19 protein-coding genes, 1 other RNA gene and 1 pseudogene are annotated in these 22,865 nt (G+C 62.1%); 14 read left to right on the top strand and 7 right to left on the bottom strand.

What is annotated here, in order from left to right; all coding sequences use genetic code 11:
* The 3 genes from ON753_RS19080 to ON753_RS19070 are packed head-to-tail and all read right to left on the bottom strand — an operon-like array spanning position 1 to position 2,695.
* Positions 1-1,002, bottom strand: a complete 1,002-nt coding sequence (locus ON753_RS19080) for an adenosine kinase (protein WP_265964456.1) — start codon at positions 1,000-1,002, stop codon at positions 1-3.
* A 30-nt stretch (positions 1,003-1,032) separates the two neighbouring features.
* Positions 1,033-1,923, bottom strand: coding sequence for a prephenate dehydratase (locus tag ON753_RS19075; RefSeq protein ID WP_265964454.1), 891 nt, complete (start codon positions 1,921-1,923; stop codon positions 1,033-1,035).
* A gap of 28 nt (positions 1,924-1,951) precedes the next feature.
* Positions 1,952-2,695, bottom strand: a complete 744-nt coding sequence (locus ON753_RS19070) for a 3-deoxy-manno-octulosonate cytidylyltransferase (protein ID WP_377047140.1) — start codon at positions 2,693-2,695, stop codon at positions 1,952-1,954.
* A gap of 186 nt (positions 2,696-2,881) precedes the next feature.
* On the opposite strand from ON753_RS19070, the gene ON753_RS19065 reads away from it, so the two are divergent.
* The 9 genes and pseudogenes from ON753_RS19065 (at position 2,882) to ON753_RS19025 (ending at position 15,361) form a co-directional block, all read left to right on the top strand.
* Positions 2,882-3,433, top strand: a complete 552-nt coding sequence (locus ON753_RS19065) for a c-type cytochrome (protein ID WP_265964450.1) — start codon at positions 2,882-2,884, stop codon at positions 3,431-3,433.
* Positions 3,434-3,580: 147 nt separating this feature from the next.
* Positions 3,581-5,014: a diguanylate cyclase gene (locus ON753_RS19060; protein ID WP_265964448.1), complete on the top strand. Its 1,434-nt coding sequence runs from the start codon at positions 3,581-3,583 to the stop codon at positions 5,012-5,014.
* A 106-nt stretch (positions 5,015-5,120) separates the two neighbouring features.
* A pseudogene (locus ON753_RS19055) lies at positions 5,121-7,000 on the top strand (extracellular solute-binding protein).
* On the top strand, positions 6,997-8,892 hold the full coding sequence (locus tag ON753_RS19050; RefSeq protein ID WP_265964447.1) for an extracellular solute-binding protein: 1,896 nt from the start codon (positions 6,997-6,999) through the stop codon (positions 8,890-8,892). The pseudogene ON753_RS19055 and the gene ON753_RS19050 overlap by 4 nt, the downstream one beginning before the upstream one ends.
* 101 nt (positions 8,893-8,993) lie before the next feature.
* A complete protein-coding gene (locus tag ON753_RS19045) occupies positions 8,994-10,112 on the top strand; it encodes a microcin C ABC transporter permease YejB (protein ID WP_265964445.1) in 1,119 nt (372 codons plus the stop codon).
* A gap of 3 nt (positions 10,113-10,115) precedes the next feature.
* Positions 10,116-11,339, top strand: a complete 1,224-nt coding sequence (locus tag ON753_RS19040) for an ABC transporter permease (protein WP_265964443.1) — start codon at positions 10,116-10,118, stop codon at positions 11,337-11,339.
* Positions 11,340-11,349: 10 nt separating this feature from the next.
* Complete coding sequence (locus ON753_RS19035) at positions 11,350-12,981, top strand: ABC transporter ATP-binding protein (protein WP_265964439.1); 1,632 nt, start codon at positions 11,350-11,352, stop codon at positions 12,979-12,981.
* Positions 12,982-13,241: 260 nt separating this feature from the next.
* The gene (locus ON753_RS19030; RefSeq protein ID WP_265964435.1) at positions 13,242-13,517 is read left to right on the top strand and encodes a helix-turn-helix domain-containing protein; all 276 of its coding nucleotides are present in this window, start codon (positions 13,242-13,244) and stop codon (positions 13,515-13,517) included.
* Between the two features lie 83 nt (positions 13,518-13,600).
* Complete coding sequence (locus ON753_RS19025; protein WP_265964433.1) at positions 13,601-15,361, top strand: SulP family inorganic anion transporter; 1,761 nt, start codon at positions 13,601-13,603, stop codon at positions 15,359-15,361.
* Positions 15,362-15,431: 70 nt separating this feature from the next.
* Here ON753_RS19025 and ON753_RS19020 read toward each other — a convergent pair whose 3' ends face one another.
* The 4 genes from ON753_RS19020 to ON753_RS19005 form a co-directional block, all read right to left on the bottom strand.
* Entirely contained in the window at positions 15,432-16,679 is a 1,248-nt protein-coding gene (locus ON753_RS19020; RefSeq protein ID WP_265964431.1) for a lytic murein transglycosylase, read from the bottom strand.
* Between the two features lie 25 nt (positions 16,680-16,704).
* Positions 16,705-17,283 (bottom strand): histidine phosphatase family protein, encoded by a 579-nt coding sequence (locus ON753_RS19015; protein ID WP_265964429.1) that lies wholly within the window; start codon positions 17,281-17,283, stop codon positions 16,705-16,707.
* Positions 17,280-18,221 (bottom strand): NAD(+) diphosphatase, encoded by a 942-nt coding sequence (gene nudC, locus ON753_RS19010; protein WP_265964427.1) that lies wholly within the window; start codon positions 18,219-18,221, stop codon positions 17,280-17,282. The genes ON753_RS19015 and nudC overlap by 4 nt, the downstream gene beginning before the upstream one ends.
* An 89-nt stretch (positions 18,222-18,310) precedes the next feature.
* The gene (locus ON753_RS19005) at positions 18,311-18,730 is read right to left on the bottom strand and encodes an HIT domain-containing protein (RefSeq protein ID WP_265964425.1); all 420 of its coding nucleotides are present in this window, start codon (positions 18,728-18,730) and stop codon (positions 18,311-18,313) included.
* 187 nt (positions 18,731-18,917) lie between these two features.
* Here ON753_RS19005 and ffs point away from each other — a divergent pair.
* From ffs to ON753_RS18980, 5 genes are all read left to right on the top strand, one after another.
* Positions 18,918-19,015: signal recognition particle sRNA small type (gene ffs / locus ON753_RS19000), an RNA gene on the top strand.
* 245 nt (positions 19,016-19,260) lie between these two features.
* A complete protein-coding gene (locus ON753_RS18995) occupies positions 19,261-21,123 on the top strand; it encodes a DNA polymerase III subunit gamma/tau (protein WP_265967206.1) in 1,863 nt (620 codons plus the stop codon).
* Between the two features lie 90 nt (positions 21,124-21,213).
* Positions 21,214-21,534, top strand: a complete 321-nt coding sequence (locus tag ON753_RS18990; RefSeq protein WP_265964423.1) for a YbaB/EbfC family nucleoid-associated protein — start codon at positions 21,214-21,216, stop codon at positions 21,532-21,534.
* Between the two features lie 105 nt (positions 21,535-21,639).
* Entirely contained in the window at positions 21,640-22,248 is a 609-nt protein-coding gene (recR, locus tag ON753_RS18985; protein WP_265964421.1) for a recombination mediator RecR, read from the top strand.
* A 10-nt stretch (positions 22,249-22,258) separates the two neighbouring features.
* Positions 22,259-22,663: an Imm8 family immunity protein gene (locus ON753_RS18980; RefSeq protein ID WP_265964419.1), complete on the top strand. Its 405-nt coding sequence runs from the start codon at positions 22,259-22,261 to the stop codon at positions 22,661-22,663.
* Positions 22,664-22,865: the final 202 nt, after the last annotated feature.

Genomic DNA, 22,865 nt, shown 5'->3' with positions numbered 1-22,865 from the left:
TCAGATGTCGAACCCGCTCTGGGCGGCAACGTCCTTGAGCGGACGTTCCGGGCGGGCGCCGACATGGGTGATGACATTTGCCGCGCACACGCAGCCGAGTGACGTGGCATCGCTCAGCGAGTAGTCGCGGGCAAGGCCGAACAGGAACCCGGAGGCGAACAGGTCGCCCGCGCCGGTCAGGTCGACCACGTTGTCGATGGCCTGGGCGGACACCTTCACCGTCTCTTCCCTGTTGAACGCCATCGCCCCGTTCTCGCCGAGGGTGAGCGCCGTCAGGGCACCGGTCTCCCGGGCCGCGTTGATGGCGGTGTCGAGATCCGACGTCTCGTAAAGCGCGCGAAGCTCATGCTCGTTGGCAAACAGGAGATCGACGACCTTTTCGTTGAGGAGCGACTGGAATTCGCTGCGATAGCGGTCGACGCAGAAGGAATCGGACAGGGTCAGGGCCACTTTCCGGCCGTTCTTGTGAGCGATCTCCGCAGCTTTCAGGAACGCCTTCTTGGCCTCTTCCGGATCCCACAGATACCCTTCCATATAGGTGACTGCGGAAGCCGCGACGACGTCTTCGTCGACGTCCGAGGGGGTGAATTCGACACAGGCGCCGAGATAGGTGTTCATGGTCCGCTCGCCATCCGGCGTGATCAGGATCATCGAGCGTGCGGTCGGGTTGGAATCCCTCAGGCGCGGCGTATTGAAGTAGACGCCCGTGCCGTTCATGTCGTGGTAATAGCTATCGCCGAGTTCGTCTTCGGCAACCTTGCCGAAATAGGCCGGCTTGCCGCCGAGCGACGCGATTCCGGCAGCCGTATTGCCGGCGCTGCCGCCCGAAATGCGGACGGTCTGTCCCATCTTGTCGAAAAGGCGCACGGCCTCTTCCGTATCGATCAAGCGCATGGCGCCTTTGACGAGGTCCTCCCGGAGGAGGAAGTCTTCTTCGACATGCGCGAATACGTCGCAGATGGCATTACCAATACACAGGGCGTCAAATCTCGTTTCGGTCATATGGTCCTCTGAATGCGCCAACGTGTGGCGTTAGGAATGGGGATTAGGTCGCAGAGCGCGATTGGCTTCCGGTTCCTTGATCTTGTCCCTGAAGGGACTGGCGCGATAAACGCCGAGAATGTTCAGCTCTGCGCAGAAAAAGGCGAGTTCCTCGAGCGCAAGGGCAACCGCGGGATCGTCCGGGTGACCTTCCACATCTGCATAGAACATGGAGGCGAAGAACTGGCCTTCGAGCTGATACGATTCCAGTTTTGTCATATTCACCCCGTTCGTGGCAAATCCGCCAAGCGCCTTGTAGAGGGCGGCCGGCACGTTGCGGACTCGGAAAACGAAGGTGGTGATGACCGGCTGACCGTTATGCGCGGCCAGCAATTCGTCCCGTGACAGGATCACGAAACGCGTCGTGTTGTGCGCCTCGTCCTCCACATCGCGGCGCAGGATGTCCAGGCCGTAGATCTCGGCCGCCATCTCGGGGGCAAACGCGGCGACGGACGGATCTCCCAGTTCGGCGATCTGCCGGGCGGATCCCGCGGTATCGCCGCCGACGATCGTCGTCAGCCCCAGCTCGCGGATGACCTTCCGGCACTGGCCGAGGGCGTGGATGTGGCTCTGGACCTTTTTCAGGCCGCCGAGCGTCGCGCCTTTCGGCGCCATCAGCTGGAAGCGGATCGGCATGAAATATTCGCCGATGATGTGCAGGTCCGATTTCGGCAGCAGGTGGTGAATGTCCGCGACGCGCCCGGCGACCGAATTCTCGATCGGGATCATGGCGAGGTCGGCCGAGCCGTCCGCCATGGCGGAGAAGCAGTCCTCGAACGTGGCGCAGGGGATGGCTTCATAGTCGGGATAGACGCTCCGGCACGCCATGTGCGAATTGGCGCCGGTCTCTCCCTGGAATACAATTCTTTTTCTGTCGGTCATGGGTCTTTCCGCCTTGCAGCAGCCTGCTTCAAAGTGATTGGTAGGCCGCGCGTGCGCGTGCCAGGTCTTCCGGTGTGTTGACGTCCATCGGCGCGCTGTCGATCATCGATACGTCGATGCGCATGCCCGCTTCCAGGGCCCGCAGCTGCTCCAGCTTCTCCCGCATCTCCAGCGGCGAGGGGGGCAGCCTGACGAAATCGGCCAGTGCGGTGCGGCGGTAGGCATAGATGCCGATATGGTGATGCAGCGGGCCGTCCCCGCTCGGGGCCGTTGCGCGGGTGAAATAAAGCGCGCGGTGATGGCCCTGGCCATTCGGGGTTATGATCGCCTTGACGAATGTCGGATCGTCGCGAAATGCAGGATCGAGTTCGGTGGCGATCGTGCCGATGGCAACCTCCGGATTGGACAGCGGAGCGAACGCCGCCCGAATCGCCTCCGGGGCGATAAGCGGCACGTCCCCCTGCACGTTCAGGATGAATTCGTGCTTCCGTTCCGGGTCCAGAAGCTCGGCGGCTTCATGGATGCGGTCGGATCCCGAAGCATGGTCGGGTCTGGTCATGACGGCGGTGCCGCCGTTGTCGCGGACTGCTTCGGCGATGTCCTTGTCGTCGCAGGCGACGGCCACGGGGCCGATATCCGCGTTCAAGGCCTGTTCGAGAACCCGCACGATCATTGGCTTTCCGCAAATATCGGCCAGCGGTTTGCGGGGAAGGCGGGACGCCGCGAGGCGGGCCGGAATCAGGACAAGGGCAGCGGTCACGAGGGTCTCCATTGGGCCGGACGGGCCCGGCAAGACGTGAAAAACACCTGCCGCGTCCGTTTGTCGTATCAGATGTCCTTTTAAAGCTATGGACAGCAAGGTCAAAAATTTTTAGGTTCCGGCGACTTTTGAAAAGCTGATAGGGTTCGCAGCCTCATATTGCGAGCCCGGACGCGTATGAGCTTGGAGCCGGAGAGAATGGATTCCTTCACGCTGAACAAGGCCGCCGGCGCGGTCCTGATGGTGCTTATTCTGACAATGGGTGTTGGAATCGTATCCGACATAATCTTCGAGCCGACCATTCCCGGCGAGCCGGGATATGAGATCGTCGTTGCCTCCGAAGAAGATGCGACTTCGGAAGTGGAAGCGGTTCCGGAGGTGGCACCGATCTCCGAACGCCTGATCGAAGCGTCCGCCGACGCTGGCGAGAATGTCGCCAAGAAATGCCAGGCCTGCCACACATTTGAACAGGGCGGCGCCAACAAGGTCGGGCCGGCCCTGTGGAACGTTGTCGGCCGGAAGCCCGGCGGTGTGGACGGGTTCAGCTATTCTGCGGCGATGGCGCAGTTCGGCGAGGAACAGCCCGCGTGGACCTATGAAGAGCTGGATCATTTCCTGGCCGACCCGAAGGGCTACGTGAGCGGCACGTCCATGGGCTTTGCCGGTTTGCGCAAACCCGAAGACCGGGCGGACATAATCGCCTATCTTCGTCAGCAGGCTGACTCGCCTCAACCTCTGCCTGGAGAGTAAATTCCAGGCGAAAGCTTAAAATATATATGAAGAACGAAAAGCCGGATTAAATATCCGGCTTTTTTTACTTTGGCGGCATGAAAATTTAACATTTTCTTGTGCCTCGTAGTATAGTATCGGTGCGGGCGAGGGACAGGCGAGAACCATATGGGAGCTCATCTGACACGGCGTATCTTTTCGAAGTCGAGTGGAACGCTTGCCGCGTCCATTGTAGCGGGCGTTTGTTTTTTCGCCGGCATTGCAGTCACGGCGCATGTCGGCCAGCTTGTGCGCAACGGGCTGGTTGCCCAGCACAAGCGCGAAGCAACGGCTGAATTGTCCGAGGCGCGCGCGCGCCTTGAGCGGGAGATCAGCCGGACGGTTGCTCACGGGCTCGGCATCAGGGCCTATGTCGCGCAACTGGGCGACAAGCCGTTCGACATGGCGGACTATCTGAAGATCGCTGCCGATCTGGTTGAGGAAAACCCGTCCATCCGGTCAATCGGGCTTGCACCCAACAACATCCTTCGTGGCGTTTATCCGCAGGAACCCAACGAGGCGGCGCTCGGCCTGAACTACCGGATGAACTCTTCGCAATGGCCGGCGATCCGCGAGGCCATGACGAAGCGCGAAGTGGTAATTGCCGGCCCGCTGGATCTCGTCCAGGGCGGCCGGGCGCTCGTGATCCGGATACCGGTTTTCCTGCCGGCCTTTCCCGGCCAGCCGATCAAGGACCGGAGCTACTGGGGTATAGCGACCCTCGTCCTCGATGAGGACGGCCTGATGTCGGCCGCGGGCCTCAAGGATGGTGTCGGCGGGCTCCGCACGGCGGTTCTCAACAAGAACGCAGTCGGCGCGGCCAGCGTCACGTTCGGCAGCCCGGCCATTCTCGACAAGGACCATATCGCGCTTCCCCTTCATCTTCCCGGAGGGCTTAATTGGGAACTGATCGGCTATCCGGAGACCGGCTGGACGAATACCGGCAGCCAGGTCTGGTTCACCCAACTGGCCGGCAGCCTGATTTCCCTGGTCTTCGGCACGATGGCGTTTCTTCTGATCAATGAGGTCTACAAGGTCCGCTCCATGGCCCTCCACGACCCGCTCACCGGCCTGGCAAACCGGCGCCTTCTGGAGGAACGCATGCTCCAGCTTGCAAGCATGTGCGAGCGGTCCGGGGTGGGGTTTGAAATCTTCTACGTGGATCTGGATGCCTTCAAGCCCGTCAACGACAGCTACGGCCATGCGGTGGGCGATCAGCTGCTGATCGAAGTCGGCCGGCGGCTGCAGGTCGAGACCCGTCAGACGGACACGGTTGCCCGGGTCGGCGGCGACGAGTTCATCGTCCTGACCCCTGGCACAATGCGCCGTCACGAAAAGGAAGCGTTCCTGACGCGGCTGTTGGAATGTATCTCCGTGGTCTTCGAGTTTTCCGGAGCCAGGATCGACATGAGGGCCAGTATCGGCAACGCGAGTTTCCCCGCGGATGCCGGAACGGTGGAAGATCTGCTGAGGATCGCGGACAACCGGATGTATGCCCAGAAGGCCAATTCGAAGCAGGGCCCGAGGGATTTGCCCGACGGCGGCGTTCCCCAGGCAGGTTAAATTTCTGTCATATGGGCAACCAGCAGGTGACGTGGGGGCGGCTGGTGCCTAAGTTAGCGTTAGAGATCTGCAAAATTGGGATAAAAGCGGAGGGACGGAGAAGCCGATGGTGTTCACTTGGCGCGGTTTGAAATCGACAGCAGCGAAAGCTGTGCTGGCAGGCGTTGTGTCCATGACGGGGTTGAACCTGGCTTACGGGCAATCAGCCGAGCCGCAGTGGCGGCATGCCACGGCACTGACCGGAGAACCGCGCTACAGCCCTGACGTCGAACACTTCAACTATGTGGAACCGGATGCGCCCAAGGGGGGAAGGTCCGGCTATCGAGCATCGGAGGCTTCGATACGTTCAACCCCATTCTTCCGAAGGGAAGCATCGCTCCCGGCATCGGACTGATCTATGAAACCCTCATGGAGCAGGCGCTGGACGAAGACGACATCAGCGCGCAATACGGGGTCATTGCAGAGGCGGTCAGATATCCCGAGGACTATTCCTGGGTCGAATACCGGCTGAACCCCGACGCGAAATGGCATGACGGCCAGGCGATTACACCGGAAGACGTTGTCTGGTCGTTTGAAAAGGCGACCGAACTGGATCCGCGCAAGAAGTTCTACTATCAGAACGTCAAGTCGGCACAGGCGCTCCCGGACGGGGTCGTGCGCTTTGAATTCGACACGACGGGAAACAGGGAACTGCCGCATATCCTGGGCCAGTTGCTGGTGCTGCCGAAACACTGGTGGACCGGAACCGGAGACGACGGAAACCAGAGGGACATCGGCGGCAGCCTGTTGGAGCCGCCGCTGGGCTCGGGTCCCTACAAGATCGGGAGTTTCGAACCCAATCGACGCGTTACGTACCAACGGGTCGAAGACTACTGGGGGAAAGACCTGCCCATTCGCGTGGGAACCTACAATTTCGATGAGATCCAGTACGATTCCTATCGCGACCAGACCGTTCTGCTCGAGGCATTCAAGGGCGATCAGTATGACTGGCGCTCCGAGAATGTCGCAAAGAACTGGGCAACCGGCTATCAGGTGCCTCCAGTCGAAAACGGCCAGATCATACTGGAAAAGTTCCCGGACGAGGGGCGCGGCATCATGCAGGCCTTCGTCCCCAATCTACGTCTGGAAAAATTCAGCGATGAACGTGTCCGCCGCGCTTTGAACCTGGCATTCGATTTTGAATCAATCAATCGCACCGCCTTCTATGACCAGTATAATCGAACGGCTTCCTATTTCGCGGGAACGGAACTCGCTCACTCGGGACTGCCGGAAGGCAAGGAACTCGAGATCCTGGAAAGCGTTCGCGATCTGATTCCCGAAGAAGTATTCACGGAAGTTTACGAGAACCCCGTGAACGGCGATCCTCAAAAGCTTCGCTCGAACCTGCGCAAGGCGCTGAGCCTGCTCCAGGAGGCAGGTTACGAACTGAGGGGCAATACGCTGGTCAACCGCGCAACGGGAGAGCCGTTCACGATCGAGTTCGTCGACAACGACCCGAACAGCGAGCGCTATGTTCTCCCCTATGCCCAGAACCTGAAAAGACTCGGCATCGATCTCAGGCTTCGGATTCTGGACACGCCCCAATACACGAACCGTATTCGCAGCCGTGACTTTGAAATGACCACGCTTGGGTGGGCGCAATCCCTTTCACCTGGCAACGAACAGCGTGACTACTGGGGGTCCGCGGCCGCCGACCAGCAGCAATCCTTCAATTATGCGGGCATCAAGGACCCCGGCATCGATGCGCTGATCCAAAAGCTGATCTTTGCGGACGACCGTGAGACGCTGGTCGCGGCCACGCACGCTCTCGACCGCGTGCTCATGCACCATAACTTCGTCATCCCGCAGTGGTATTCCGGGGTCTTTCGCACGGCCCGCTGGAACCGCTTTGGTCGTCCGGATAACATTCCGGAGTACACGCACGGCTTCCCGACCATCTGGTGGTACGACGAGGAACTGGCCGCCAGTGTCGGAGCTCAGCGATGAGCGGGTTTTCCTTTCCATCCCGCAGGCGAGTGCTGAAACTCACGGGTGCGGCGGCGCTGCTGGCCGCGGTGCCCTGGAGGCGAGGGGCTGCGCTGGCCGCCGAAGAGCCTCCCGTGAACGGCCCCCAGCACGGCGTTTCCGTGTTCGGCAACCTGAAATACGGGCCGGACTTCAGGTATTTCGACTATGTCAATCCGAATGCCCCGAAGGGCGGGACCTTCTCGTTTCAGGCGCCCTACTGGTATTACAACCAGAACGTCCAGACCTATAACACCTTCAATTCCTTCATCTTGAAAGGAGATGCGCCGCCACGCATGGAGCTGTGTTTCGACACGCTCATGGTGCGGGCCTGGGACGAGCCGGACGCCGTCTACGGGCTGGTCGCCGAAACGGTCGAGGTTTCCGAAGACCGCAACGTCTTCACGTTCAATCTGCGGCCCGCGGCGCGGTTCCATGACGGTTCGAAGCTGACGGCCGAGGATGTCGCCTTTTCGCTCATGCTGATCAAGGCGGATGGCCACCCGATGCTGAGCCAGCCGCTGAATGCGCTGAAGGAAGTGGAGGTTGTGGACACTTACCGGGTCGTTCTTGTGTTCGACGGAACCCAGGCGCGTCAGTTGCCGCTGGAGATCGCCTCCACCATTCCGATCTTTTCCAAGCGGTATTATACGGCCTACGACTTCAAGCAGTCGACATTGACGCCGCCCCTGTCCTCCGGCCCGTACAAGGTCGGCAAGCAGGCTGTCGGGCGCTATGTCGAATACCACCGCGTCGAGAACTACTGGGCCAAGGAACTGCCCGTCGTGGTGGGAAGCTACAATTTCGCCGTTCTCCGGATCGAGTTTTTCCGCGAACAGCAGGTGGCGTTCGAGGCCTTCAAGAAAGGCAATGTGCTCTACAGGGAGGAATTCGTCTCCAAGACGTGGGCGACGGAATACAATTTCCCCGCATTTGAAGAAGGCAAGGTCGTGCGCACGGAATTTCCGGACGGGCGCCCGTCCGGAGCTCAGGGCTGGTTCATCAACACGCGGCGGGAGAAATTCCAGGATCCTCGCGTTCGCGAGGCACTCGGCTATGCTTTCGATTTCGAATGGTCCAACAAGAACCTGTTCCACGGGCTGTACGTGCGGACACAGTCGTTTTTCGAAAACTCCGACATGAAAGCGGTCGGGCCGCCCCGGCCGGAAGAACTGGCCCTTCTGGAACCGTTCCGCGACCAACTGCCCGAAACCGTCTTCGGTGAGCCGATCATGCCGCCGGTCAGCGACGGCTCCGGCAATGACCGCAGCCAGTTGCGCAAGGCAAGCAACCTGCTGAAAGAGGCAGGTTATGAGCGCCGGGGAGGCATGCTGGTCGGTCCGGACGGAGGCCCGTTGACGATCGAGTTCCTGAACAACACGACGGCTTTTGAACGGATTACCAATCCGCTGATCAAGAACCTGGAGAGACTGGGGATCAAGGCGAACCTGCGCGTCGTCGATCCGGCGCAATACCAGTCGCGGCTGAACGACTATGATTTCGATATCGCCAGCCGCAGGTTCAGCCTTGACGCCACGCTGTCCGACAGCATCCGCGACATATGGGGATCAAGGGCGGCCGCGATACCGGGCAGCTACAATGTCGCCGGCATTGCCAGCCCCGTCGTCGATGCGCTGATCGACAAGGTGATTGCCTCCCGGTCGCGCGAGGAAATGACCACCGCCGCCCGGGCCCTGGACCGGGTGCTGCGGGCCGGGCATTACTGGATACCGCAGTGGTACAAGAACATCCATACCGTTGCGATGTGGGATATCTACGGTTATCCGGAAGAACCGCCTCGCTATTTCTTCCCTGTTGAAGAACTCTGGTGGATAGACAAGGAAAAGGCGGCAAAACTCGGCAAAGGCAGTTAGGGTCCGACCAAAGGCTTTCACATTACGAACACACTGAGTAGTCAGGTGTTATCTCCGGCCCGCTTCAGAAGGCCAATAACCAAGGGGACTGCGCGAGCTTCATGGGCGCCTATATTCTTCGCCGCATACTGCTGATGATCCCGACGCTGGTCGGGATCATGGCAATCAACTTCGCGATCATCCAGTTCGCGCCCGGTGGCCCGATCGAGCGGGTCATTGCGCAATTGCAGGGCACCGACGTTTCGGCAACCTCCCGCATCGGCGGGGGCGGCGGCGATATGGGCGGTGCCGGAAACGATGCGTCGGGCGGAAGCGGCGGAGGGGCCGGAGTGACCTCCAAATACCGGGGTGCCCAGGGGCTCGATCCGGAGTTCATCAAGGAACTGGAGGTGCAGTTCGGATTCGACAAACCGCCGCTCGAACGCTTCCTGAACATGCTCTGGGATTACGCCCGGTTCGATTTCGGCGAGAGTTATTTCAGGGACGTGAAGATCCTCGATCTCATTGGCGAGAAGCTGCCGGTGTCGATCTCCCTGGGGATCTGGATGACCCTGATATCCTATCTGATCTCCATTCCGCTGGGGATCAGGAAGGCGGTCAGCGACGGGTCCCGGTTCGATATCTGGACATCGGGCGTGATCATCGTGGCCTACGCCATTCCCGGCTTCCTCTTCGCCGTTCTCCTGATTGTGCTTTTTGCGGGCGGGTCCTTCTGGGATCTGTTCCCCTTGCGCGGTCTCGTATCGGACAACTGGGAGGAACTGTCGTGGCCGGCGCGCATCGTCGACTACTTCTGGCACCTTGCCCTGCCGCTCACCGCCATGGCCCTGTCCGCATTCGCAACGCTCACGCTGCTGACCAAGAACTCGTTCCTCGATGAAATCCGCAAGCAGTATGTGATCACCGCGCGGGCAAAGGGCCTGACCGATCGCCAGGTTCTCTACGGCCACGTTTTCCGCAATGCCATGCTGATCGTGGTCGCGGGTTTCCCCGGCGCGTTCATCTCCTCGTTCTTTGCCGGCGCGCTGCTGATCGAGCAGATCTTCTCGCTCGACGGCCTGGGCCTGTTGGGTTTCGAATCCGTCATCAACCGCGACTATGCGGTCGTGTTTGCCACGCTCTACATCTTTTCGCTGATGGGACTGCTGGTCAATCTGATCTCCGACCTCACCTACATGTGGATCGATCCGCGGATCGATTTCGAGAGCAGGGAGGTCTGATCGATGACACCCGATCATGGCACCGATGCGGACACCTACGCCCCGGAAAGCGGGCGCCACGCCAACGTGAGGCCCGGCGGCGATCACGCACAGGGCTCCACGCAAACACATGACGCCGCGCCCCTGAAAAAATCGCGCCTGTCGCCGATCAACCAGCGCAGGCTTGCCAATTTCAAGGCCAACAGGCGGGGCTACTGGTCGCTCTGGATTTTCCTGGTTCTGTTCGTCCTGGCGATGCTTGCCGAATTCATAACCAACGACCGGCCGATCCTCGTCTCCTACAAGGGCGAGCTGTTGGCGCCTGTCTTTGTCGATTATCCGGAAGAGAAGTTCGGCGGCTTCCTGGCGGTGACCGACTATCGCGATCCGTTCGTTCAGGACGAGATAAATGCCAACGGCTGGATGCTGTGGCCGCCGGTCCGCTATTCCTACCGGACGGTGAACCGCGACATCCCGGTTCCGGCGCCCGCGCCGCCCTCCTGGATGATGGACAAGGAGCAGCGCTGCTCGCGCTATCCGCTCGGTGTGGATGACCCCAACTGCGTCATCGGCAACTGGAACTGGGTGGGGACCGACGATCAGGGCCGCGATGTTCTGGCCCGCCTGATCTACGGCTTCCGCATATCCGTCCTGTTCGGCCTGGCCCTGACGCTGGCCTCCTCCGTCATCGGTGTCGCGGCCGGCGCGGTGCAGGGGTATTACGGCGGCTGGCTCGACCTCATCTTCCAGCGGTTCATCGAGATCTGGACGGCGATCCCGACGCTCTACCTGATCCTGATCGTCTCCTCGTTCCTGGTGCCCGGTTTCTGGACGCTGTTCACCATTCTGCTCGCCTTTTCCTGGGTGGCCCTGGTCGGCGTGGTGCGGGCGGAGTTCCTGCGCGGCCGGAATTTCGAATACATTTCAGCCGCCCGCGCTCTTGGCGTTTCCAACGGGGTCATCATGTGGCGGCACCTGCTGCCCAATGCCATGGTGGCAACGCTCACCTTCATGCCGTTCATCCTGAATGGTTCGATCTCGACCCTGACCGCCCTGGATTTCCTGGGCTTCGGCCTGCCGCCCGGCTCCGCATCGCTCGGCGAGCTTCTGGCTCAGGGCAAAAACAACCTTCAGGCCCCGTGGCTGGGCATAACCGGATTTATCGTCATCTCGCTGATGCTGAGCCTGCTGATCTTCATCGGCGAAGCGGTGCGCGATGCGTTCGATCCGCGCAAGAGCATGGCGTAACGAGGACATGATGGCAGACGAGACCCTCCTTTCCATAAAGGACCTGTCGGTCGCCTTCACCCAGGGCGGCCGCGAAACCCTCGCCGTCGACCGGATCTCCTTCGACATCCGAAAGGGAGAGACGGTCGCGCTGGTCGGCGAGAGCGGGTCGGGCAAGTCCGTTTGCGCCCTCTCGGTGCTGAAACTGCTGCCCTATCCGGCGGCTTCGCATCCTTCCGGCCGGATCGAAATGGGCGGCAAGGATCTTCTGCAGGCCGGCGAGAGCGAGATGCGCAAGGTGCGCGGCAACGTCGTGTCGATGATCTTCCAGGAGCCGATGACCTCGCTCAATCCGTTGCACACGGTGGAAAAGCAGATCGCGGAAGTGCTGAAGATCCACCGCGGCATGGGCGACAACCAGGCAAGGGCGCGTGTGCTGGAACTGCTCGGCCAGGTCGGCATCGCCGAGCCTAAGACGCGCCTGAAATCCTATCCGCATCAGCTTTCCGGCGGCCAGCGCCAGCGCGTCATGATCGCCATGTCGCTCGCCAACGAACCTGATCTCCTGATCGCCGACGAGCCGACCACCGCGCTCGATGTGACGGTGCAGGCGCAGATCCTGCAATTGCTCAAGGACCTGCAAAGCCGGCTCGGCATGGCCATGCTGTTCATCACCCACGATCTGGGCATTGTGCGGAAATTTGCCGACCGCGTATGCGTGATGACCCACGGCAAGATCGTCGAGCAGGGACCGGTGGCCGACCTCTTTGAGCGCCCGCAGCACGACTACACCAGGCATCTTCTGGCCGCCGAGCCGAAGGGTGAACCGCCCAGAACCGACAAGAGCAAGCCGATCGTCGTCCAGGCGGATGACCTGAAGGTCTGGTTCCCGGTAAAGCGCGGGCTCATGCGCCGCACGGTCGACCACGTCAAGGCGGTCGACGGGATCGATGTCACCGTCCGGCAGGGCCAGACGCTCGGCATCGTCGGCGAAAGCGGCTCCGGCAAGACGACGCTCGGTCTCGCCATCCTGCGCATGATCTCCTCCAAAGGCCGGATCACGTTCGACGGCAAGGAAATCCAGACCAATTCCTGGAAGGAAATGCGTCCGCTGCGGCGGGACATGCAGGTCGTCTTTCAGGATCCCTTCGGAGCCCTCTCCCCGCGCATGTCGGTGGCCAATATCGTGGGTGAAGGGCTCCAGGTGCATTTTCCCGGCATCTCCGCCGAGGAGCGCGACAGGAAGGTGGCCAAGGCGCTCGAGGAGGTCGGCCTCGACGCATCGACGCGCCATCGCTATCCGCACGAGTTTTCCGGCGGCCAGCGCCAGCGCATCTCCATCGCGCGGGCCATGGTCCTGGAGCCGAAATTCGTCATGCTGGACGAGCCGACCTCGGCGCTCGACATGAGCGTCCAGGCCCAGGTCGTCGACCTGCTGCGCGACCTGCAGAAGGCCCACGGCCTCGCCTATCTCTTCATCTCCCACGATCTGAAGGTGGTCAGGGCGCTCGCCAACGAAGTCGTCGTCATGCGCCAGGGCAAGGTGATGGAATCCGGCCCGGCGGAGCAGATCTTCGACGCGCCGCAGACCGATTACACCAAGGCCCTGATGGCCGCCGCCTTCCGCCTGGAAGCCGCCCCGGAAGGGGTGGTGAGCGCCTAGGGTATGGCCCCCACCAGGCTCACGTGACCGTATGAGCGCTGGCTTGATCGTCCCGGCTGCCGCGAAGCGGAGAGCCGGGGCCGGCGCGCTGCGGATTGTCGCGAAATGCACCGAAAAATCCAGGCCGTGGCTCTCGGGCCCCGGCCCTCGCTGCCGCCCAGTCCGGGGCAGGTATCAAGCCTCGCTGCCCAAAGATGATGCTTGAAACATCATCTTTGATATGTAAATAGTGCATACTCATGAGTGAGGGATGAACTCATATGATCACAGCCGCTCAGATGCGCGCCGCGCGTGCGCTTGCCGGCATCGACCAGAAGACGCTTGCCGAAAAGGCCGGCGTGTCGGTGCCGACGATCCAGCGCATGGAGGCCAGCGAAGGCAATGTGCGCGGTGTGATCGAGACGCTGACCAGGGTGATCGACGCCCTCAACGCCTGCGGCGTCGAGGTGATCAGCGACAATCAGGTGAGCGAGCGCGGCGGCCGAGGCGTGCGGCTCATCGAGCCGGGGCAGCCCGGCGGCCGAGCGGCCGGGTGACGCGCAAAACCACTTCGAACGACGGCATCCGCCGACCATAGTGCCGACGGTCCCGCCGCCTTCAGGAAGGCAGGAAGGACACAATGGAGTCTTCACGACAGGCGCAAGCAGCTGCTGGATCGGGTAGCCCGCGGGCGGCACCGGTTTCCGCTCCGACATTTGTGGAGCTGTTCACTCCCAAGCTCGTCACCGTGATGCGCGAAGGCTACGGCTGGGTGCAACTGCGCACCGACGCAGTCGCCGGGCTGACCGTGGCCATCGTGGCGTTGCCGCTGTCGATGGCGATTGCCATCGCCTCCGGCGTTTCGCCCGAGCGCGGTCTCTACACGGCCATCATCGGCGGTTTCCTGATCTCGGCCCTTGGCGGCAGCCGGTTCCAGATCGGTGGTCCGGCCGGTGCCTTCATCGTGCTGGTCGCTGCGAGCGTGCATCGCCATGGGATCGACGGCTTGCTTCTGGCAACCATGATGTCGGGCGTCTTTATGCTCGCCGCCGGCTATCTCAGGATAGGCACCTATATCAAGTTCATTCCCTATCCGGTAACGGTCGGCTTTACCGCCGGCATCGCCGTCATCATCTTTTCCAGCCAGCTCAAGGACCTGTTCGGCCTGACCGTGGCGGGCGAGGTGCCCGGCGAATTCGTGGAAAAACTCACCGTCCTCGCCGAGGCTCTCCCGACCTTCAACTCGGCAGCGATCGCCCTGGCGGCACTCACCATCTTCACGATTTCCGGTCTGAAACGCCTGCGGCCGGGCTGGCCGGGCATGCTGATTGCGGTCGCCGCGGCTTCGGTTCTGGCCGCCGTCCTGGCGCTGCCGGTGGAGACGATCGGCTCCCGCTTCGGCGGTATCCCGCGCAGCCTGCCGCTGCCGTCCCTGCCGCCGCTCGACGTTGCAACCGTGCTGGCCGTCCTGCCGGACGCGATTGCATTTGCCTTGCTGGGCTCGATCGAATCCCTTCTGTCCGCCGTTGTGGCCGACGGCATGACCGGGCGCCGTCACCGCTCCAACTGCGAACTCGTCGCACAGGGCGTGGCCAACATCGCTTCGGCGCTTTTCGGCGGCATCTGCGCGACAGGCACCATCGCGCGTACAGCGACCAATGTCCGGGCCGGGGCGCATGGGCCGGTGTCAGGGATGCTGCACGCCCTGTTTCTGCTCGGCTTCATGCTGGTGGCGGCCCCGCTGGCCAGCTATATCCCGCTCGCCGCCCTGGCCGGCGTTCTGGCCGTCGTCGCCTGGAACATGATCGAAAAGCATGCCTTCGCCGCGCTCCTGCGTTCCTCGCGCGGCGATGCGCTCGTGCTGATGGTCACGTTCCTGCTGGTCGTCTTCCGTGACCTGACGGAGGGCATCGTCGTCGGCTTTGCCCTCGGCGCCGTGCTCTTCATCGGCCGCATGTCGAAGGCGATTTCGGTCGAAATGCAGGCCCTGCCGTCGCTCGACGATGTCGCTGACAGCAGCAACGGCCAGCGGGAGGCCTACCAGGCGGAAACCGCAAGCAACCCGGATACGGTCATCTACCGGATTTCCGGCGCCTTCTTCTTTGGCGCTGCCTCCACCGTCGGCTCGGTGCTCGACCACATTGCCGACAAGAGGCGCAACTTCATCCTGGACTGCTCGGCGGTGCCGTTCCTGGATTCCACGGCCGCCAGCGTCATCGAAGGCTCGGTGCGCAAGGCGAAGCGGGCGGGCGTGCGCTTCTTCATCACCGGCGCTTCGCAACAGACGCTGCGCATGCTGATCACCCACCACGTGCGTCCGCCGGACGTCCGCTACAAGTCGACCATCGCCGGTGCCCTGCGGCAGATTGCGAAGGAAAGCGGAGCGGGCGGGGAACCGTAGGTCCATTGGCGGCGCGAGTAGAGCCGCTTGTGCGGCGCGCCGGCGTGAGGTTCGCGAATGGCCCGCGACATCACCCCACCCAGCAGGTGGCAAAGAATCCGTTCTTTTCCTGATCCTTGCCGATGGAGCGGCGGGTCTTGAAACCGATGAGCCCGTCGGCTCCGCCGACATCGTGGCCGAGTCTCTGCAGGCGCTCCTGAAGGTTCCGGACAGCCCCGCGGGTGGTTTCCTTCATCGGCTTCCAGTCGCCGGCAAAGCCCTGGTTGTTGCCGTAGCGGTCGGCCAGGTGCCCGACAAACAGCGCGTAAGTGTCGCTCTCGTTATAAGCCTTCAGTACATAGAAGTTCTCCGTGGCGATGAAGGCGGGACCATAGCGGCCGGCGGGCAATAGGATATTGCCCGGCTGGTTCAGCTCATGATCGGGAAAGGGCTTGCCGCTCACGCGCTTGACGCCTTCGCGCACGAAGGTGGAAATCTTCTGGCGGTTGTCCGGCCCCTCGCGGGTGCACGAAATGGTATTGGGCAGATGGACCTCATAGCCCCAGTCCCGGCCTGTCAGCCAGCCATGGGCGGAAAGGTAATGGGCGATCGAGGCCATGGTATCGACCTCAGACGTCCAGATGTTGCGCTTGCCGTCGCCGTCGAAGTCGACGGCATATTTCAGGAAGGACGAGGGCAGGAACTGCGGCTGGCCCATGGCCCCGCCCCACGAGCTCTTCATGGCACTGCGCGAGACGTCGCCGTTCTGCAGGATCTTCAGCGCCGCAACCAGCTCGCCCTTGAAGAAATCCGGCCGCTGGCCCATGAAGGCCTGCGTCGCCAGAACCCGCACCGCATCATAGGGGATCTTCGCCCCGCCATAGCCCGACTCCCGCGCCCAGATCGCCAGGATGATACGCCTCGGGACGCCGTACCGGGCCTCGATGGCGCCGAGCGTGCCGGCATGTTTCTGCATCAGCCGGCGGCCGCCGGGAACGAGCGCGTTGAACTGGCTGTCGCGGAAATAGCGCGCGGGCGTGCGAAACTCCGCCTGGAAGTTGACTTCCGGCGACTTTCCCCGGCCGCCCGGTCCGACAAGGCCGGGAAGGGAGGTGTCGGGGGCAAGACCGGCCAGCTCCCGGTCGATGGTCGCCTGCGAGACGCCCGCCGCCCGGGCCGCCGGGATTACCTCGGAATTCAGGAACTGACGGAATTGGGCATCATACTGACCGGCGGCTGCCGGCAGGGCCGCGGCAAGGGCCGGGAGGACGAGCAAAAGGCACACGAGGCGACGGATCACGGGCAGGCTCCAGGGTGTAAGTGCCGGCAAGCCTAACATGATCCGGCCTCCGGGCCGACAGCGCTCACAGCTCTGTCCACGCCAGATGGCGGCCCATCTGGTCCATCAGCCAGCGTTTTTCGAAACGGTACCAGCTGCCGCCCCGTTTCTGGTCGCGCTGCCTTGTGATCGGTTCGCCCATCAGATGGCACATCAGCAGCGTGCCGACGGCGCCATGTCCGACGAAGAGGACCGGATGGTCGTCCGGGATCTGGCGCAGGACGCTCCTGATCCCGTTGACCACCCGGTTCTGCGCATCGATCGCCCGTTCCCAACCGCGGACGGACTCGCCGGGATTTGCAAAGAACGCATCGGCGGTCGTCTCGAATTCGGCCGGCGGGAGAAAGCCCGTGGCGCTCCTGTCGTTCTCGTGCAGGAAATTATAGACCCGGTGGAAAACCCTCAGGTGCCCGGCAAAGACCTGTGCGGTCTCTATCGCCTTGCGTTCGTCGCTGGAGACGACCTGCCTGACGTCCCTGGCAAAGGGCTGCCGGACCGCCTTGGTTGCCCGCTCCCGGCCAAGCTCCGACAGGCCCCATTCCGGCACCGGCACGTCCGGATCGATCCGGACCTCCGGATGGGTCAGGTAAACGCACCAGCTCATTCGTTTTCCAGCCAGCCGACGATCAGTTCATGGGCGATCGAGATCGGCGGCGGGATCCTGTGCCCCTCCGGATGCGTGCCCGCGATCATCCGGCGGACTTCGTCCCGGTCGCACCACTTGCAGGCTTCCAGCTCGTCATCCTCGATCTGGATCTCGGTGGAAACGGCGGTGCCCATGCAGCCGAGCATGAGGTTTGCCGGAAACGGCCATGGCTGATTCGAGATCAGCCGGACATCGCTCACCCTGATGCCGGATTCCTCCAGCGTTTCGCGCCGGACCGCCTGTTCGATGGTCTCGCCGGGCTCCATGAAGCCGGCAAGCGTGGTGTAGATCCCTTCCGCCAGACGGGGCGGGCGGCCGAGCAGGGCCCGCTCGCCGTCCGTGATCAGCATGATCACGCAAGGATCAGTGCGCGGAAAGTGCTGTCCGCCGCAGTCCGGACAATCGCGCCGGTATCCCGCCTCGGACATCACGGTCCTCGCGCCGCAGCGGGAGCAGAACCGGTGCGTGCGGTGCCAGTGGATCAGGGCGCGGGCCTGGGCGAGCGGGCCCAAATCTTCCGGCGGAAGCAGGTTCTTGAGGGCGAGCGTCCTCAAGTCTTCCAGCCTCAGGTCCGTCCGCTCCGCCAGCTCCTCGTCGCCGACCGGCAGCGTCGTTGCAAAGATCGCCTGACCGTTTTCGGGCCTCAAGCCCAGAAACACCAGCTCCTCCGGATCGGCACCGAGCGCTTTGGCGGCCGGCAGGTCATGGCCCATCGTCAATGTCTCTGCGGCGGCAAAGACGAGAGTCCTGTCGGTCGAAAGCACGATCCTGGTGTCGCGCCCGGTCAGGAGACCGTCGAGATAGGCCTTGTCGCCACGGCGCGTCGATTGCCGGTCGAGACTATTGCCGAGAAAACTCATCTCCATTGCCTGGAGATCGGCGGCAGGAGCGTGCATGTTCTGAATCCTTGGAAAGATGTCTGGCAGACTGGGACGCAGTGGAAACTAGGATGGCGAAAGTCCCATGTCCAGATGGGCGCCGTGTCCTAGCCGTCATCCGACGTGAAGGCGTCCCGAAGATGCTCGACCAGGTTTTCCGCCTTTGCCGGGTCGTAGGCTTGCGGGGGAACGACGCCCCACACGGGCCCGGGCCAGGCCGCGTCGTCGCGGGTGCGGGCGATCACATGCACATGCAGCTGCGAGACCTGGTTGCCGAGCGCGGCGACGTTCAGTTTCTCGCAATTCACGGCGGATCGGAGAGCCTTGCTGGCCAGGGCGATTTCCCGCATCAGCTGCTGCTGGTCGTCCTCGTCGAGATCGATGATTTCAACCAGGTCCTGCTGGCGCGGAATAAGCAGCAGCCAGGGATAATTGGCATCCTTCATCAGCCTAACCGTCGAAAGCGGCAGATCGGCAACGAAATGGCTGTCGCCTTCCAGGCGCGGATTGAGGTTGAAAAAGGTCATGTCGCGTCATCCAGAGAGATCGAGGAATGTGGTGCTTCGCGTGTCCGGCGCCGACATTACAGCATAGGGCGAGAAGGCGGGAGATGCGAACCTGTTTTGCCGTTCGTCCCTTCAGCGTTTCCGGCAAAGAAAAAACATCGGCCGCCCCCTTGCCAAACCCCGTGTGTCTTCTGATATAAGGCCCTCGGGAGGTTGGTGGTGGACGAGCCACTCGCCAACCGGGTCAGGTCCGGAAGGAAGCAGCCCTAACGAGCATCGGCACGGGTCACCGTGCCAGCCTCCCACCCTTCGTTTTCGTTTGAAGAGACGATGAGCACTGCCGGATAGCGCAGTGCTTTTTTGTTTTGCACCGACGTGTTCCGCCCTGGGATCTTTCCAATCGGACAGGGCAGACGCCCTGCCGGTTTCCAGGATGCCATGCACAGAAAAACTTTCAAAAGCCCGTCCAACTTTTTAAAAAAGCCGCTATGGTGCAGCACATGGATGAGACAGGCTTTCTGCAAGGTGGCGCCGGTGAGGCGCCGGGACTGATGGACGATCACGTGACCGCCAAACCGGCATCGCAAGATGGTGCTTACCGCGTTCTGGCGCGGAAATACCGTCCGAAGACGTTTGAGGATCTGGTCGGCCAGGAGCCGATGGTGCAGACGCTGGAAAACGCTTTCGAAACCGGGCGCATCGCCCAGGCCTGGATGCTGACCGGCGTGCGCGGGGTCGGCAAGACGACCACCGCCCGTATCCTGGCGCGCGGCCTCAATTACGAAGTGCCGGGCCTTGCCGACAAGCCGACGGTGAAGCTTTCGCAGGAAGGCACGCACTGCAAGGCGATCATGGAAGGCCGCCATGTCGACGTCATCGAGATGGACGCCGCCTCCCATACCGGCATCGGCGATATCCGCGAGATCATCGATGCCGCCCGCTACCGTCCGGCCACGGCGCGCTACAAGGTCTATATCATCGACGAAGTGCACATGCTGTCCAACGCGGCGTTCAACGGTCTCTTGAAGACCCTGGAAGAGCCGCCGGAGCACGTGAAGTTCATCTTCGCCACCACCGAGATCCGCAAGGTTCCGATCACGGTTCTGTCCCGCTGCCAGCGCTTCGACCTGCGCCGCATCGAGCAGTCGAAGCTGATCGGACTGCTGCGCCGGATTTCGGACGCGGAAGATATCCGGATTTCCGACGAAGCCCTGATGCTGATCGCCCGGGCAGGTGAAGGCTCGGCCCGCGATTCCCTCTCGCTGCTCGATCAGGCGATGGCCCATGGAGCGGGCCGGATCGAGGTGGAAGACCTGCGCCAGATGCTCGGCCTCGCCGACCGGGCGCGGGTGATCGATCTCTTCGGCCACCTGATGGCCGGCCGCATCGAAGAGGCGCTGGGCGAACTTCAGGGTCAATATGAGGTCGGTGCGGATCCGGCGGTCGTGTTGACGGATCTTGCCGACTTCACCCATCTGGTAACCCGCATGAAGGTAGCCCCGAAATCCGCCGACGAGGCCTCCGTCACGGAGGCCGAAAGAGGCCGGGGGCGGGAATTTGCCGAGAAACTGTCGGTCCGCCTCCTCTCCCGTGCCTGGCAGATCCTTCTGAAGGGCGTTCAGGAAGTTCACGCGTCGTCAAAGCCCCTGGCAGCTGCCGACATGGTTCTCGTGCGTCTGGCCTATGCCGCCGACCTGCCCGATCCGGGCGAATTGATGGAGCAGGTCAGGAACGGCCGGAATCCGTTTGGCGGCGGCGGTGTCCCCTCAGGTGGCGGCGGCGCGCCTTCCGGCGGCGGCACCCAGGCAATGGCCGTCGGCATGCCGCGGTCCTCCGGTTCGTCGGGCAGCGGGCCGACCATGCGAAGCGGCGCCCGGCCGCAGCTTTCCGCCATCCAGGGCGGCATGCCGAACGAGCGGGCAGCGCCGCAGATGGCGCCCGAGCCGGAGATCGCGGCCGAGCCCGCCCACAATCTGCGCAGCCTCCACGATTGCGCCGCGCTTGCTTCCGAAAATCGCGACATTCCGATGAAGGTCGCGATCCAGCGGCAGATGCGGCTGGTGAAATTCGAGCCCGGCAAGATCGAGATCCAGCCGACCGAAGATGCGCCGCCCGATATTGCCGGTGAGCTCGGCCGCAAGCTGATGGAATGGACCGGTCAGCGCTGGTTCGTGGTCGTCTCGCGCACGCAAGGGCGCCCGACCATTCACGAGGAACAGGAAGCCAATCAGCAGCAGCTCCTGTCCGACGCGAAGTCGCATCCGACCGTTGCCGCGTTGCTCTCCCAGTTCCCGGGGGCCAGGGTCGTCGACGTGAAGGTTCAGGTCACCGACGAAGATGAAGCCGCCTTGGCCGATCCGCTTCTGAACGATCCCCTGCTCAACGAAGCGCTGGGCAATGACGAAGACGATTGATCCGCAGGCATTGTTCTTTAAAAGCGAAACTTAGATAACAAGAGCGCCCCGCGTTGGCAGGCGCATGAGGTGTTGGAAGGAGCTAGCCCCATGGATTTCCTCAAGATGATGAAACAGGCCAAGCAGATGCAGGAGCAGATGGGCTCGCTGCAGGAACAGATCGTTGAGATCGAGGCGGATGGGTCGGCCGGCGGCGGCCTGGTTTCCCTGCGGCTCAACGGCAAGGGCGAGCTCAAGAGCCTGAAGATCGATCCGTCGCTTCTGAAAGAGGGTGAAGGCGAGATCCTGGAAGACCTGATCATCGCGGCCCACGCCGACGGGCGCGTGAAAGTCGACCAGGCCATTCAGGAGAAAACCCAGGAGCTTATGGGCGGCCTCGGCCTGCCCCCCGGCATGAAACTGCCGTTTTGAATTTGGAGTAAGGGTTGCCGGGGAGAGCCGTTTTCCACGGCCCTGAACCGTCGGACGGGAGGCAAGCCTTTCGTCCAAGTCGGGTGAAACTGGAAGAAAACGGGAATGGCGCAAAAGAGTGTCGCAGGTCCGGAAATCGAGCGGCTGATTCAGCTGCTGGCCAAGCTGCCGGGCCTCGGCCCGCGCTCCGCCCGCCGTGCCGCCCTGCATCTCATCAAGAAAAAGGACCAGCTTCTGGTGCCGCTCGCCGAGGCCATGGGCGTGGCGGTGAAGGAGATCGGCATCTGCTCCACCTGCGGCACCGTCGATACGTCCGATCCCTGCACCATCTGTTCGGATCCCAGGCGCGATCCCGGCCTTCTTGTGGTGGTGGAGGATGTCGCCGACCTCTGGGCGCTGGAGCGCGCCAGCGCAATCAATGCCCGATACCATGTGCTCGGCGGGACGCTTTCCCCGCTCGACGGCATCGGCCCGGACGATCTGAACCTTGCCTCGCTGATCGACCGCTGCAGCTTGGAAGGCTTCAGCGAAGTTATCCTGGCGATCAACGCGACGGTCGAGGGCCAGACCACCGCCCATTACATCATGGACCAGCTTTCCCACCTCGACATCAACGTCACCCGCCTGGCCCACGGTGTCCCTGTCGGCGGGGAACTGGACTACCTGGACGAGGGGACGCTGTCCCAGGCGCTGAAGGCACGGACGCGGTTCTGAGGGGAGTGCCGTGACCGAACCAAGCCTTGAAATCAAATATTTCCTGACTTTCCACGGCAATGAAGACATTGAGGACCTGAAGGAGTTTCCTGTCGAAGGCCTGAATGAACTCGCAATATACGTGACGATCGGCATAGGTGAAGTCGGGTCTAAGAGCGCAAATGACTTCAACTTGATGATCTTGTGCGGTGAAACGCAGAGGATGAAACATGCAGCAAAACGCGCCGGGCGCGAAAGCGTGAAGTACAAGCGTTTTTCCAGCATCGACATGAATATTGCCGAGAATTGGATCCGGGACAGGGTGAGGAAATGCGACGCCGGATCGTACGAAGCGAGCCTTCCGTGTTTGCGAAGAAATTTCGAATGGGAATACGAAGGGTGCAAGCCCCTGTATCGAGATAACCCGTCAGCTTGAACTTGGCGTGTGTTGGGTCTTGAATGCTAAGCGTCCCCGAAGGCTCATCAGAACTCACTTCTCAAACCGATAACCGCAGCAGAATAGATCCCCGGCATGCGGAAAATCCGGCTGGACGCTGATCCAAACTCAGTTGCGCGATGCAATGCATACAGCGCTAAGTTTTGCCGCGAACGGGGCATCTTGTGTTCCGGGCCCCGAT

The organism is Roseibium salinum (genome assembly GCF_026240905.1).
Classification (GTDB): domain Bacteria; phylum Pseudomonadota; class Alphaproteobacteria; order Rhizobiales; family Stappiaceae; genus Roseibium; species Roseibium salinum.
This window is presented reverse-complemented; position numbering and strand designations above follow the sequence as displayed.

Bases quoted from the DNA above. Each gene is read 5' to 3' on its own strand.
- nudC (WP_265964427.1), bottom strand. From the start codon at position 18,221: ATGCACGCTCCTGCCGCCGATCTCCAGGCAATGGAGATGAGTTTTCTC.
- ON753_RS19065 (WP_265964450.1), top strand. From the start codon at position 2,882: ATGGATTCCTTCACGCTGAACAAGGCCGCCGGCGCGGTCCTGATGGTG.
- ON753_RS19005 (WP_265964425.1), bottom strand. From the start codon at position 18,730: ATGACCTTTTTCAACCTCAATCCGCGCCTGGAAGGCGACAGCCATTTC.
- ON753_RS18990 (WP_265964423.1), top strand. From the start codon at position 21,214: ATGGATTTCCTCAAGATGATGAAACAGGCCAAGCAGATGCAGGAGCAG.
- ON753_RS19060 (WP_265964448.1), top strand. From the start codon at position 3,581: ATGGGAGCTCATCTGACACGGCGTATCTTTTCGAAGTCGAGTGGAACG.
- recR (WP_265964421.1), top strand. From the start codon at position 21,640: ATGGCGCAAAAGAGTGTCGCAGGTCCGGAAATCGAGCGGCTGATTCAG.
- ON753_RS19070 (WP_377047140.1), bottom strand. From the start codon at position 2,695: ATGGAGACCCTCGTGACCGCTGCCCTTGTCCTGATTCCGGCCCGCCTC.
- ON753_RS19075 (WP_265964454.1), bottom strand. From the start codon at position 1,923: ATGACCGACAGAAAAAGAATTGTATTCCAGGGAGAGACCGGCGCCAAT.
- ON753_RS19050 (WP_265964447.1), top strand. From the start codon at position 6,997: ATGAGCGGGTTTTCCTTTCCATCCCGCAGGCGAGTGCTGAAACTCACG.
- ON753_RS19030 (WP_265964435.1), top strand. From the start codon at position 13,242: ATGATCACAGCCGCTCAGATGCGCGCCGCGCGTGCGCTTGCCGGCATC.
- ON753_RS19045 (WP_265964445.1), top strand. From the start codon at position 8,994: ATGGGCGCCTATATTCTTCGCCGCATACTGCTGATGATCCCGACGCTG.
- ON753_RS19035 (WP_265964439.1), top strand. From the start codon at position 11,350: ATGGCAGACGAGACCCTCCTTTCCATAAAGGACCTGTCGGTCGCCTTC.
- ON753_RS19040 (WP_265964443.1), top strand. From the start codon at position 10,116: ATGACACCCGATCATGGCACCGATGCGGACACCTACGCCCCGGAAAGC.
- ON753_RS19080 (WP_265964456.1), bottom strand. From the start codon at position 1,002: ATGACCGAAACGAGATTTGACGCCCTGTGTATTGGTAATGCCATCTGC.
- ON753_RS19015 (WP_265964429.1), bottom strand. From the start codon at position 17,283: ATGAGCTGGTGCGTTTACCTGACCCATCCGGAGGTCCGGATCGATCCG.
- ON753_RS18995 (WP_265967206.1), top strand. From the start codon at position 19,261: ATGGACGATCACGTGACCGCCAAACCGGCATCGCAAGATGGTGCTTAC.
- ON753_RS19020 (WP_265964431.1), bottom strand. From the start codon at position 16,679: ATGTTAGGCTTGCCGGCACTTACACCCTGGAGCCTGCCCGTGATCCGT.
- ON753_RS19025 (WP_265964433.1), top strand. From the start codon at position 13,601: ATGGAGTCTTCACGACAGGCGCAAGCAGCTGCTGGATCGGGTAGCCCG.